Genomic DNA, 13,005 nt, shown 5'->3' with positions numbered 1-13,005 from the left:
CTAAATCTGTTACCCAGATATAAAGCGTATTTTAATCTTGTTAGCGCAGCGGGGCGTAGCCCATTCTGAATTCTGCTGTATCTGCCAAAACTCAAATAAATTTGCTCCCATTCATGACAGCACCCGCTTTTAAGAACGAATTAACATTGGGTCATAAATTTGAGACTCTTGAACCCCATAATTAAACAGAATAGACCTAGCTATATCTTGCTCACCATCTGTGCCACTAACGATAAGTATGTAATTTCCTTGCTCTATTTGCTCATTGTAAAAACGTGCCCACTCATCTGCTATTCCTAACCTCATAGCATCAAAACGTTCACTTAAATTAATGCCTGTTGACCCAAGGAATTGAGAAAAGTCTTTGCAAATTAAGGAAATTTGGTTTACTGAAAAACCTGCGATACACATATCCTTAATTGCCGCTTCAGCATTAGCTATGCTATTAAAGCAACTAACACTATATTTAGACATCATCCCACTTTTATTAGGAATGGCAGTAGCAGAAGTTGTTGTGGTCAGAGAATTTGTAGCTTCAGATTCACTGTTAAGATGCTCGTAAATACCAAACTCTTCAATACCCCAACGCTGTAGTATTTCTTGTACTTTAGCAATTTCAAAAGATGTACAATCCACAATTATTAAATAGTGTCCGTCCTCTACTCGCTCGTTATATGCTCTAGCTTGCTCTGACGATATTCCCCAACCAACTAATGCACCAGCAAAAGTCCCAGTGGCAGCACCAATACTTGCCCCAACAAGGGTTGTAACCAAAGCAGTTGCCGCTGCCCCAGCCAGCATTATTGGGCCAACTCCAGGGATTGCTAAAGTCCCAAGACCCACTAATAAACCAGTTAACCCACCAACAGCGCCACCTGAAAGCCCTCCTACTGTTGCACCTTCGTCAGCTTTATCACCAGTGCCCTCTTTAACTTCATTATCAGTAATTTCATGATTACGATCTGAATTTTGTACAACTACAGATACTTTCTCCATCGCCAAGCCAGAATCTCTCAACTCATGTATTGCCTGCTCCGCATCTATCCGATGAGTAAATACGCCTACAGCACGTTGATATTGAATTAAAACCATAATTACTCCTTGGTCGCAGGGAAAAGATTAATCACTGACAAAGTTGATTCTTCAGTACTTGCTATATTAAATACGAGTTGGTTCAACTCAAAACTATCCTTAGTAATAAAATACATTCTTTCGCTCATGAGGTAGGCAATAATACCTCAACGGTGCAAGTCAAAAAGTGAATACACCAAGATGAGAAGATCCCTAACTGATGCAGAATTATTATTAGTGAATGACACGGGATAGCCTCAACTAAATTTGTATTTCCAACGCAGACATAACGACATTCCCCTGTGTTGATATCCCAAATCCTGAGAGCTTGGTCATGGAATGCAAATTACGTGTTTGAAATTTCACTTTTGTCCTGACTGTGGTTTTCTCTATAAGTAGTCCGGGAATTCTGTGTGATTTAATGGACTACCTGTTTAATAAAACCTTCCTAAAGGCTGACTTTACTTTACTTGTGCTTTGTCCGTAGGCAGAAGAGATCGATACATAGAATAAGTAATATTCATTTGTATAGTTAAAAGGCTTGTGTAGATTTCATCCTAACTAGTTCAAGCCGTATTTTTTTATGAGTTTGGTAAGCAGTAATTATGCGTTGGCAAATAGGTCGTCGGAGTACAAATGTTGAAGATCGGCGTGGGATGAAGATTTCCGCTCCTGTCGTGGGTGCAGGTGTAGGAGCAGCACTCATATCGCTACTGGTTTTACTATTGGGTGGCGATCCCAGTGCCCTTTGGCAACAAGATTCCCCACCAAGTGATAGCCCGATAGCTGAGTCACCTCAAACAACAGGATCTCAAACTCAAGATCAAATGGCGGATTTTGTATCTGTTGTACTGGCTGATACAGAAGATACATGGAGTGAGCAGTTTCGGCAAGACGGAGAAACTTATGTAGAACCAAAGTTAGTTCTTTACTCAGGAGCGGTGGAGTCTGCTTGTGGATTTGCACGTTCAGCAGTTGGGCCTTTTTATTGTCCGCGCGATCAAAAGGTGTATATTGACTTGAGTTTTTACCGCGATTTGAAGACTCAATATCAGGCACCTGGAGATTTTGCTCAAGCATACGTGATTGCTCATGAAATTGGACATCATGTCCAAAATTTACTTGAAATTTCGCAGCAAGTTCAAACCTTGCAGAACCAAGTGAGTCAGACGCAAGCAAATCAGCTTTCTGTGCGATTAGAATTACAAGCCGACTGTTTTGCAGGCGTTTGGGCAAATCATGCTCAACGCTCACGGCAAATTCTGGAGACAGGTGATATTGAAGAAGCATTGAACGCAGCTAGCAGTATTGGGGATGACCGCTTGCAAAAACAAGCTAAAGGCTATGCTGTGCCAGAATCTTTTACACATGGTAGTTCAGCCCAAAGGGTTCGTTGGTTTAAACAAGGTATCCAAACGGGCGATCCTCAAAAATGCAATACTTTTGCCAAGACAAATTCCTAAGAAACAGCAGAATTCAGAATTCAGGAGTAAAATACGCTTTATATTTGGGCAAACAAAGTTGAAATCTGCTGTATTTCAAGTTTTACGATTCTCTAGCAGCTATCGAGCTTTATTGGCAAAACTTTCCTGATTGGGGAGCAGAAATTGAGGAAGCGATCGCCACAATCGATTTAGACTATTTCCAAAAAGACTTGTCTAAACTCATGTCGTTCTGGAAACGAGGTAGCGATCGCAAGGTTTATTTTAATATTCCAAAAACTATTAGACTATTTATTTATCACCAAGCCAGTAAGTAAAAATACTCCCTTATGATTAGCCATTTCCCGGTAGATTATAAAAAAAACATGGTGTACAATTCACAGTGACATCTGAATTAGGCAAAGGCACAGAATTAGCGATGCCTACGGCAGGCTTTGCCAACGCGATTCCAGCGCTGAGTCAGGAGTTAGGAATGGAAAAGAATAACTAATGCCCAATGCCCAATTCCCAATGCCCAATTCCCCAGAACTAATTCCAATCCTGTTCATCTTTCTTGCCACGGCTTTTGTAAATTCCACCCAAATCGTGAATTTGACGAGTTTTCTCAAAAAGCTCGGCCTCGCTCAAACCCCACTGTTGCAAGACTTTATCTAGGTCTTTTTGGATGTCTCTCGCCCCTGGAAACCCTTGATAGCGCATTCGCAGTCTAGCCAATTCTGCTAAGTTATAGTCTGTCGCCTCTTGAGCGAGTAAAATATCAATAAGGGGGCGATCGCGGTTATAAAGTGGATGTTGTTGGTCTTTACCGGCCGTTGCTTCAGTCATTGTCAGTCCTGAGTTTAGAGTGCTAAGTCCTGAATTTTAAGTTTAGCTGACAATGGAAAACAGGACAGACAAAAGAAAATTGTCAAATACCGAAAGCTTAACTGTCAAGTTTGCAACTTTTAGCTTTCCCCGTACTCCACTCAGAACTTCTAGTAGACGGCAAGTACACCTGATGTCTTACGGCTCTCACCACTGCCACTTAACTTTAAATAAAGTTACATTAGTCCTTAAGAAAATACAAAAAACTTTAGATGAGGGTGAATTTTATCTCACCCAAAGTCCAAGCAGCGAGGGAGCAAGAACCCATTATGTTTGAACACTTCACTTCCGAAGCCATTAGAGTAATTATGTTAGCTCAGGAGGAAGCACGTCGCCTGGGACACAATTTCGTAGGAACTGAACAAATTCTCCTGGGTTTGATGGGAGAAGGAACTGGGGTTGCTGCTAAAGTGCTGGCTGAATTAGGCGTTACCCTCAAAGACGCGCGTCGCGAGGTAGAAAAAATTATTGGTAGGGGTTCTGGCTTTGTACCACCAGAAATTCCTTTTACTCCTAAAGTAAAAAGCCTCTTTGAGCAATCGTTTAAAGAAGCTCATAGTTTGGGACAGAATTACATTAACACTGAACACTTACTCTTAGGATTAACCGAGGCTGGTGAAGGTGTCGCCGCCAAAGTACTGCAAAATCTAGGGGTTGACTTCAAGAGTGTCCGCAGTGCGATAGTTCGCCGTTTGGGTGAAAATGCACCGGCTTTTGCTGGTAGTGGTAATCAAAAGCGCACCCAACCGCTAACAATGGAAGAGTTTGGCAGAAATTTGACCAAATTAGCCCAAGAAGGCAGACTCGACCCCGTAGTTGGTCGCCAGAAGGAAATTGAGCGGGCAATCCAAATTCTCGGTCGCCGCACTAAGAATAACCCAGTGTTGATTGGGGAACCAGGAGTTGGTAAAACTGCGATCGCCGAAGGTCTAGCTCAACGGATTATCAATCAGGATGTTCCCGAAAGCTTACAAGGCAAGCAAGTTATCAGCCTTGATATGGGGTCATTAGTAGCTGGAACTCGCTTCCGTGGCGATTTTGAAGAACGCATCAAAAAAGTCGTGGAAGAAGTCCGCACTGTGGGCAATATTATCCTGGTGATTGACGAAATTCACACCTTAGTTGGCGCTGGTGGTACAGAAGGTGGCTTGGATGCAGCCAACATCCTTAAACCTGCCTTAGCACGCGGTGAACTCCAGTGCATCGGCGCAACTACCCTCGATGAGTATCGGAAGCATATTGAGCGTGATGCTGCCCTAGAGCGTCGTTTCCAACCGATTAAGGTTGGGGAACCATCGGTAGAAGAAACCGTACAAATTCTCTACGGCTTGCGCGGTGCTTATGAACAACACCACAAAGTCACAATTTTGGATGCGGCACTTGTCGCCGCCGCAGAATTATCAGACCGCTATATTAGCGATCGCTTCTTGCCAGATAAGGCAATAGACTTGATTGATGAAGCTGGTTCTCGCGTTCGTCTGCGGAACTCCCAAAGTTCTCCCAATAAAGAACTTAAGCGTGAACTCGCTGGCGTTACCAAAGAAAAAGAAGCAGCAGTCAGAGTCCAAGATTTTGACAAAGCGACACAACTACGAGACCAAGAGTTAAAACTCGCAGAACAACTGCAAGCAACGTTTACACCAAACGAGCAACCTGTCAACTCGACTGTAGTTGACGAAGAAGACATCGCTCAAATTGTTGCCTCTTGGACTGGCGTACCAGTCAACAAGCTAACTGAATCTGAGTCAGAGCTGCTCCTACACCTAGAAGACACTCTGCATCAGCGCCTCATCGGGCAAGAGCAAGCAGTCACGGCTGTATCTCGCGGTATCCGTCGCGCCCGCGTTGGCTTAAAAAATCCCAATCGTCCCATTGCTAGCTTTATCTTCTCTGGCCCTACTGGAGTTGGTAAAACAGAATTGGCGAAGGCACTAGCTGCCTACTTCTTTGGTGCGGAAGATTCGATGATTCGGCTAGATATGTCCGAATACATGGAAAGCCATACCGTCGCCAAGCTAATTGGTTCACCTCCTGGTTATGTAGGATACGACGAAGGCGGACAACTTACAGAAGCCGTGCGGCGCAAACCTTACTCAGTGCTGCTATTCGACGAAATCGAAAAAGCGCACCCCGATGTATTCAATATGTTGCTGCAACTCTTGGATGACGGTCATCTTACCGATGCCAAAGGTCGGAAAGTGGACTTCAAGAACACGCTGATCATTTTGACTTCTAACATCGGTTCCAAGGTGATTGAAAAAGGTGGTAGTGGTTTAGGCTTTGACTTCGACACTCAAGCCGACGCTAGTTATAACCGCATCCGCACCTTGGTAAATGAGGAATTGAAAGCTTACTTCCGTCCTGAGTTCCTTAACCGTCTTGATGAGATTATCGTCTTCACCCAGCTTTCCAAGGATGAAGTTAAGCAAATCGCCGAAATTATGCTTCGCGATGTTGCTAGTCGCTTGACAGAAAGGGGAATTATCCTAGAAGTTAGCGATCGCTTCAAAGAGCTTGTGGTACAAGAAGGCTATAACCCTAGCTACGGCGCTAGGCCATTACGTCGGGCAATTATGCGCCTCCTAGAAGATTCTCTAGCCGAAGCAATGCTGTCTGGTGAAATTACAGATGGAGACACAGCGCTTATCGATGTTGATGATGACTCTCAAGTGAGAGTTAAAAAATCAGAAAAACGAGAATTGCTCTTAGCAAATGTTGGCTAATTTTATACCCGATCGCTTTTTACTGTAATATTTGAGAAACACTCCAGCCTCTTGCGTAGAGCAGAGGCACAAATAGGGTCATCTCAGACAAACATCAAGTGAAATGGTATATATTTTCCACCTCTAGTAGAAATACTAGGGGTTTTTTTATGCGATTCCTTTTGAGTGGGCAATACCCACCTACCCTCTCCTTGCTAATACCAATTTGAAAAATGATTGCGACAGATGGAAAACTGAAACACTTATCCAATGCATGTTTCACAATCCAAAATCTAAAATCCAAAATGGTATAAGGCAGGGTGCGCGTCAATACTAATCGGGTTTTGAATTTTAAACTGGAATTTGGTTTGGGGAAAAGCTTAAAGGGTAAGGGTTAAAGGTTTTTTCTTTCCTTTTTCCCATTCCCCTTTTCCTCTTAACCGACAAGTATTGGGGTGCGGATCAGCGTGGGTGGGGTTATCTGTCGTAAACATTTTTTGAATTGGTAAAGGTATTTCATACTAGTTACCCTCATTTCTCTTTTTTGCAGGTGTGGGGATAATAACAGAAATACTTTCAGACGGAACTGTTTCAGGCTCAACTGTTTCAGGCTCAACTGTTTCAGACGGAACTGTTTCAGGCTCAACTGTCTCAGGCTCAACTGTCTCAGGCTCAACTGTTTCAGGCTCAACTGTTTCAGGCTCAACTGTCTCAGGCTCAACTGTCTCAGGCTCAACTGTCTCAGGCTCAACTGTTTCAGGCTCAACTGTTTCAGGCTCAACTGTTTCAGGCTCAACTGTTTCACCAGGATTCCCGGTTCCATCCATACTTCCGCCCAGGAGGGGCTTTGCTTCTAGGATAAAAATATTTCCGCTAGGGAGTCTGCCGTCGCGAATCATGAAGGCGGCGGCTGCCAAAGAGCCGATACCACCACCTAACAGATAAGCATTAGATTCCTTAACCATGTCAATTAACTCCCTGACAAGTTTGCTTTAATCGTGTCTTACTTCTTTTGTCAGCCTAAATCTAAAGTTCTTGACGTGTTGGACGGATAAGGATTTCATTCACATCAACATCACTGGGCTGTTCAATAGTGTATGCGATCGCACGGGCAATGGCATCTGCATCAATAGCGATCGCTTGTCGATTTACACTTGTTTTCTAGAGTAATGTCTCCGACGGGCTACGCCTACGCCAGCTTTCGGCTAATGATATACCAAAATAAATGCGTGAATTACTCAAATACGTAAGCAAACTGGGGTTTGAATAAGTAAAAGCTTATTTTGCTTGCGGAAAACACTAAAATGAGAAAGCAAACTCAGGTTTGAGAAAGCAAAAGCTTCTTTTGAGTAAGTCAAAGCTCATTTTGCTTGCGGAAAACACCAAAATGAGAAAGCAAACTGGGGTTTGAATAAGTAAAAGCTTATTTTGCTTGCGGAAAACACCGAAATGAGAAAGCAAACTGGGGTTTGAATAAGTAAAAGCTGCTTTTGAGAAAGTAAAAGCTCATTTTAAGTAAGTTGAATGACATTTTTACTTAGTTCAATATGAATTTTAGTTTAGGCGATACCTTTCCTTCGGAACACTACGCGAACAGTAAGCTTCTCTTCGAGAGGCTTCGCGAACGCTAACGCCCTTTTCAGTTTTATCTAAAAGGCGATCGCTTATGGGTTTACAATCAAAAATAGAGCGCTAGGCTTTACAATATCATCATTGCACCTCAGAGCGATGAAAAAGATTTTGGAGTGATCGTTTATGTTAGGTCTGGAGAGAATTACATTTGACCCTAGCATTATGGCTGGAAAAGCTTGCATTCGCGGGATGCGGATTCCAGTTTCTTTAGTGGTAAATTTGGTAGCTCATGGAAAGCCTATAGAAGAAATTTTAGAAGAATATCCTGATTTAGAAGCAGAAGATATTCGTCAATCTCTTCTTTATGCAGCATGGTTGACTCAAGAACGGGTTTATACCTTCAGTGCTTAACCTCATCATTTCACCTCAGAACATGAAAGTCCGAGTTTGAGCGATCGCTCTTTTCAGTTTTATCACGGTAAGTTTTGCACAAAACTAGCTTATTCTGGATTTGGGGGGAAGCGATCGCGAAGATTTGCCAGATTTTCATGACACTTCATAGTGTGAGGATGATTTATTCCTAATATTTGCTCAAAAATCTCCACAGCTTGCAAATAAAAGGGTTCAGCTTCACTATATCTTCCTTGAGATTCGTAGAGTCCCGCTAGGTTGTTGAGGCTAAGGGCAAAATTAGGATGTTCCTCTCCTACGAGGCGACGCCATAGTTCCAAAGCTTGCAGGTACAGGTGTTCAGATTCGCTGTACTGTTCTTGATAGTAGTAGAGTAATGCCAGGTTGCTAAGGCTAGTAGCAACATCTGGATGTTCCTCTCCTAGTACACGTCTCATGAGCGTCAATGCTTGCTGATACAGGGTCTCGGCTTCACTGTATCTTCCTTGAGATTCGTAAAGTAAGGCTAAGTTGTTGAGGCTTTGTGCAATATGTGAATGTTCTTCTCCCAGTAAGTGACATCTGAGTTTTAAAGCTTGCTGGAAAAGGGGTTCGGCTTTGCTATATCTTCCTTGAGATTCGTAGAGTAACGCCAAGTTGTTGAGGCTAGTAGCAATATGTGGATGTTCCTCTCCCAGCAGGCGACGCCATATTTCTAAAGCTTGCAAGTATAGGGGTTCGGCTTCAATATATCTTCCTTGGGAGTTGTAGAGATACGCTAGGTTGTTGAGGCTAGTAGCAACTTCTAAATGTTCCTCTCCCAGCAGACGACGCCTAAGTTTTAAAGTTTGCAGGTATAGGGGTTCGGCTTCGCTGTATTTTCCTTGGCAGTGGTAGAGATACGCTAGATTGTTGAGGCTAGTAGCAACTTCTAAATGTTCCTCTCCCAACAGGCAACGAGTGAGTTTTAAGGCTTGTTGAAGAAGAGGTTCGGCTTTGCTGTATTTTCCTTGGGAACGGTAGAGACACCCCAGGTTGTTGAGGCTACTGGCAAAATCTAAATGTTCTTCTCCCAAGCGCTTTTGAGTAACTTCTACACACTGCTTATACCAAGGTAAAGCTTGATCATACAAACCCTGACCATCGTAAAATAAAGCGTTACCAACGAAAGAGCAAAGTAAATCATCATTGCTAAGATATTGAGTAAGATTTTTTGCTACCTCAGCTAAATGAGGTATAGCCTGAGAAACAGCAGTCACTTGCTTAAAGGTGGGGTAATCAGGAATCTCCTTGGCGATCGCTACCATTACCCGACAAAGCGATCGCTTAAATTCCTCTACCTGATTGAACTCAGCCTGCTTAAGTTGAAAAAATTCTCGAATGAGTTGATGTAGTTGGTAGCTGTCCTCACCTTGAAGCAGATGTAAACTCTCTAACTCAACTCTGCTATCCTCCAACTGTTCAGCATCTTTTCCGGTTTCTACATTTTCCACTAGTAGCCAGGGAATAGGAGCTAAAGCAAATAAACTCAGTAAAACACCTAACTCCTTGGCATCATTACTTAATTCTTCCCAACTTAACTCAAAAGCTGTAATTACACCCCGCTTAACATTTAATGTGCAAGTGCGATCTTTTTCATCCAGCGCCAAAGCCTGATGACTTAACGCTTTCCCTTTTGCGTCCAACCGTTGTACCATTTCCGCCAGAGAGATTCTCCGCTTTTTAATATACCTTCCTACCAAGTTCAGAGCCAAAGGTAAATAACCTAAACGTTCAGAGAGTTTTTTTGCTGCTGCTGATTCCTGTGTTACTTTTTCTCCCACCCAGGCTTGTAAAACTTCCACGGCTGAAGACTCACCCAAAACATTTAGAGTAAAGGACTGGGGAAAGTCTAACTGTAATCGCGTCGTAATCAGCACTTTAAAACGGGGTAGTTGCGGTAGTAAATATGTCTCAACTTTGGAGTAATCATTGAGATCATCCACTACTACCAGTACATTACCTTCATGCCAGTGCTGCCAGCAGTATTTCACTTGACTGAGTAAGTCTCCATCAAGATATTGTGGTGGGTTTAAGTCAAGGTGAGTTCTGGCAAACTGCACAATTTGAATGCCCACATCTCCAGCCTTTGCCAGCAACCAGCAAATTCCACCTTTGTAGTTTTCACGGTGAGCGATCGCATATTGTAAGGCCAGTTCTGTTTTACCCAGTCCAACCATGCCAGCGATCGCAGCAATTACCACCTGATTATTTTCCTGCAACATCTCATGCAGGTTTTGCAATTCAGTTTCACGCCCGACAAACTTCACCACTCCACTCAGGGGTAAATTTTGCGGTGTTTCAGTAGAAGGATTTAACTTTACCTGTTCCCCAACAGGCGGGTACAGTCAGAAGTTATTAGTACCAGTGAAAGTATTTCCCTGAAAGACGTTTTTAATAGAGTCAGCTAACTTTGTAGAATTAATAATACCTGCTGGTTGCGAGTTTAGGTCATTTGCTAACGCCTGGACTTTCGGCGCTTGGGGATTAGCATTTGCTGCTGCTTCGACTTCCCGCACTGATTGAGCAATTTCACTATCTGCATCTGCTGCTGCTTTTAACTCCAGCACTGCTTTGCCATAATCTAACGGCTGCTGTGTTGCATCCGCTAGCAAAGGTAACTTATTTTTATTATGTAGCTGTTCGATTAACTCGCGACTTTTGTCTAATGCAGCTTCCCCAAGCTTTTCGCCAGTTTTTTCTAGAGCTTTAGTTAAAACTATAGTAGCGATCGCAGTTGCAACTGCTGTTAATGTTACAGGTTCCATAATTTAGTAATAAAATATGACATCCCACTGGGAAATACAAATGCAGTTCTGTCTATTTCGGAAATATATCACACATATTTAGCTAATAAGCACTGTAACAAACCCCTACCGCAGCCCTATTTCTTACAATGGAATGGGGTTTTATTCACTTTCCTTCTTGAGGGAATCTCAAAGTCAACATACCAACTGATGCATGATACCCAACTGCTACCACGCATTAATGCCACAGCCAAAAGAGAAAATGGTAAACAATATTATGTAGATGCCAAAGGAAATCGCTTCCCTAGCGTTACTACAATACTTAATGCCACCAAATCACAAGCAGACCGAGACAGATTATTAAACTGGAAAGCGCGTGTTGGAACAGAAGAAGCTACCCGCATTACTACAACTGCTAGCCGGCGGGGAACCCAAACACACAAGCAAATTGAGCGCTACCTCCTTGGACAAAACCCAGTTTGTCCCGAAGCGAGTCGCCCTTATTGGGAGAGTATCAGGCCAGTTTTAGAAAAAATCGACACAGTTAGACTTGTGGAAAGCTCAGTTTTTCATCATGATTTGAGTTATTCTGGCAAAGTTGATTGTATTGCCAGCTATCAAGGTATTCCCTGTATTTGCGAGTGGAAAACAGCAGACAAACCCAAAGGTTCAATTGAGCATTTATATGAACATCCACTGCAACTTACGGCATACATAGGAGCAGCTAACGAATATTATCAAGATTACGGTATTCAGCTAAAGCACGCTCTGTTAGTAATAGCGATTCCAGAAATGCCAGCAGAGGTATTTTGGTTTGAATCAGCAGTTATCAAAGATTATTGGGAGCAGTGGGAAAAAAGAGTCGCCCAGTTTTGGGAACGCAGAAGCGTTTGGGGTTAGTCAGTAGGATTGCATAATTAACGAAATTGGAACCCTAATTCCATTCAATACGGTTCAGTTAAGGCTAAAATCGTTTGTCAAAGTCAATTTTTTTAACGAACCGCCAAGGACGCCAAGGACGCAAAGAGAAGGAAGAAATGCTTAACCCAAGCGTATTGCACTTCCATTCTTCTCCCCGAAAGGTCGAGAGACTTTGATTCTTGCTCCCCAACGCTAGTAGGGAAGGGGTTGGGGGTTAGGTTTGAGATAAAGTCGCACACGGCGTTAACCTTATAACGGCAAGACAGTAATTAACCGAGAAAATCTTGCAAAATCGCCTATGTTGTGAGTGAGTAATTGAGGAATACCATAAATTAGCATTGTAGCGACGATATTTGCATCATGAACTTGCTTACCACCGCTAGGAATTTCCTCCATGAGTGTGAGTAACCTTTCTGTCACTAGCAAATTATCTTCAAGCAAGCGAAAATAACTAGCAAAATACCGTACATCTGTCACTAAAGATGTAATAGGAATATTCCCGGTTAAGTCGCCTCGTCTTGTCATTGCTGCCAAATATTCTCTTAAAGTTTGGCGACTAATCCATAAATCAATACCTTGTTCCGCAAGTGCTTGCAGTCGTTCTGTCGCTTGTACATGAAATGGCGACAAGGCTAGATTTGCATAAACTAAAATATTTGTATCGATGAATACAGAGTTATTAGTCGTTTGCATAAAGGTCTTCTCTGCGGAAAGTTAAACTTTCCGAGACTAATCCTACAGGATAGGCGGAAAATTTGAGAGGCGCTTTCTTTTCTTTCTTCTCCGTTTCCTCAGTCAAAAGCTTTTCATCAATTACTATTACCACCTGATGTTCACCTTCTGGAATATCCAATGGTAACTGCGCTGTAATTTTACCATCTTTTGTAACTGTGGCAATTGTTTCTATAGTTTTCATAGTATTTCTATTAGATTAATACATCACTAGTTGGTAAAAGCGATATTCAGACACATTTGCATACACTAAGATGTTCGTGTCTAGAAAAACAGGATCACCGCCCCCAATCACCATACATATCCTCACGTCTTAAAGAAAGATTCTCAGGCCAATAACCATAATTATCTACAGGGAAGTTTAGAGGAGGACGCTTTTGTTTGCTCTCTGGTTTCTCTACCACAGGCTTTTCATCAATTACTATCACCACCTGATGCTCACCCTCTGGAATATCCAATGGTAATTGGGCTGTAATCTTACCATCTTTGGTAACTGTGGCAATTGTTTCTATACTTTTCATCTTA

12 protein-coding genes and 2 pseudogenes are annotated in these 13,005 nt (G+C 42.6%); 5 read left to right on the top strand and 9 right to left on the bottom strand.

Features of this window, described 5'->3' with window-relative positions; all coding sequences use genetic code 11:
- Nucleotides 1-129: 129 nt before the first annotated feature.
- Entirely contained in the window at nt 130-1,092 is a 963-nt protein-coding gene (locus HWQ42_RS13525) for a general stress protein (protein WP_292812767.1), read from the bottom strand.
- A gap of 584 nt (nt 1,093-1,676) precedes the next feature.
- Here HWQ42_RS13525 and HWQ42_RS13520 point away from each other — a divergent pair.
- On the top strand, nt 1,677-2,534 hold the full coding sequence (locus tag HWQ42_RS13520; RefSeq protein ID WP_292812765.1) for a neutral zinc metallopeptidase: 858 nt from the start codon (nt 1,677-1,679) through the stop codon (nt 2,532-2,534).
- A 507-nt stretch (nt 2,535-3,041) separates the two neighbouring features.
- Here the strand turns inward: HWQ42_RS13520 and HWQ42_RS13515 are convergent.
- Entirely contained in the window at nt 3,042-3,338 is a 297-nt protein-coding gene (locus tag HWQ42_RS13515; RefSeq protein WP_069070021.1) for a DUF3288 family protein, read from the bottom strand.
- Between the two features lie 308 nt (nt 3,339-3,646).
- Between HWQ42_RS13515 and HWQ42_RS13510 the strand changes: the two genes are divergently transcribed.
- The gene (locus tag HWQ42_RS13510) at nt 3,647-6,100 is read left to right on the top strand and encodes an ATP-dependent Clp protease ATP-binding subunit (protein WP_292730781.1); all 2,454 of its coding nucleotides are present in this window, start codon (nt 3,647-3,649) and stop codon (nt 6,098-6,100) included.
- Nucleotides 6,101-6,665: 565 nt separating this feature from the next.
- A complete protein-coding gene (locus HWQ42_RS35550; RefSeq protein ID WP_367119055.1) occupies nt 6,666-6,941 on the top strand; it encodes a pentapeptide repeat-containing protein in 276 nt (91 codons plus the stop codon).
- Here the strand turns inward: HWQ42_RS35550 and HWQ42_RS35545 are convergent.
- Both HWQ42_RS35545 and HWQ42_RS35540 read right to left on the bottom strand, forming a co-directional pair.
- Nucleotides 6,895-7,044: pseudogene (locus tag HWQ42_RS35545) on the bottom strand (oleate hydratase); the annotation flags it as partial. The gene HWQ42_RS35550 and the pseudogene HWQ42_RS35545 overlap by 47 nt on opposite strands.
- Before the next feature lie 61 nt (nt 7,045-7,105).
- Nucleotides 7,106-7,225 (bottom strand): annotated as a pseudogene (locus HWQ42_RS35540) (oxidoreductase); the annotation flags it as partial.
- A 609-nt stretch (nt 7,226-7,834) separates the two neighbouring features.
- Here HWQ42_RS35540 and HWQ42_RS13500 point away from each other — a divergent pair.
- Nucleotides 7,835-8,062: a DUF433 domain-containing protein gene (locus tag HWQ42_RS13500; protein WP_292812761.1), complete on the top strand. Its 228-nt coding sequence runs from the start codon at nt 7,835-7,837 to the stop codon at nt 8,060-8,062.
- An 89-nt stretch (nt 8,063-8,151) separates the two neighbouring features.
- On the opposite strand, the gene HWQ42_RS13495 is transcribed toward HWQ42_RS13500, so the two are convergent.
- Nucleotides 8,152-10,353 carry a tetratricopeptide repeat protein gene (locus tag HWQ42_RS13495; protein ID WP_292812759.1) on the bottom strand — a complete coding sequence of 734 codons (2,202 nt, stop codon included), beginning with the start codon at nt 10,351-10,353 and terminating at the stop codon, nt 8,152-8,154.
- Nucleotides 10,354-10,428: 75 nt separating this feature from the next.
- Nucleotides 10,429-10,848 (bottom strand): hypothetical protein, encoded by a 420-nt coding sequence (locus HWQ42_RS13490; RefSeq protein ID WP_292812756.1) that lies wholly within the window; start codon nt 10,846-10,848, stop codon nt 10,429-10,431.
- Between the two features lie 189 nt (nt 10,849-11,037).
- On the opposite strand from HWQ42_RS13490, the gene HWQ42_RS13485 reads away from it, so the two are divergent.
- Complete coding sequence (locus HWQ42_RS13485) at nt 11,038-11,727, top strand: PD-(D/E)XK nuclease family protein (RefSeq protein WP_292812754.1); 690 nt, start codon at nt 11,038-11,040, stop codon at nt 11,725-11,727.
- A gap of 270 nt (nt 11,728-11,997) precedes the next feature.
- Here the strand turns inward: HWQ42_RS13485 and HWQ42_RS13480 are convergent, their stop codons facing one another.
- From HWQ42_RS13480 to HWQ42_RS13470, 3 genes are all read right to left on the bottom strand, one after another.
- On the bottom strand, nt 11,998-12,441 hold the full coding sequence (locus HWQ42_RS13480; RefSeq protein WP_292812752.1) for a type II toxin-antitoxin system VapC family toxin: 444 nt from the start codon (nt 12,439-12,441) through the stop codon (nt 11,998-12,000).
- Nucleotides 12,428-12,664, bottom strand: a complete 237-nt coding sequence (locus tag HWQ42_RS13475) for a hypothetical protein (protein WP_229497759.1) — start codon at nt 12,662-12,664, stop codon at nt 12,428-12,430. Before HWQ42_RS13475 ends, HWQ42_RS13480 begins: the two co-directional genes overlap by 14 nt.
- A gap of 94 nt (nt 12,665-12,758) precedes the next feature.
- Nucleotides 12,759-13,001, bottom strand: a complete 243-nt coding sequence (locus tag HWQ42_RS13470) for a hypothetical protein (RefSeq protein ID WP_292731225.1) — start codon at nt 12,999-13,001, stop codon at nt 12,759-12,761.
- Nucleotides 13,002-13,005: the final 4 nt, after the last annotated feature.

It is taken from the genome of Nostoc sp. JL23 (assembly GCF_017115065.1).
Classification (GTDB): Bacteria; Cyanobacteriota; Cyanobacteriia; order Cyanobacteriales; family Nostocaceae; genus Nostoc; species Nostoc punctiforme_A.
Note: the sequence above shows the minus strand (reverse complement) of the source record. Positions and strands in the feature narration are given on the sequence as shown.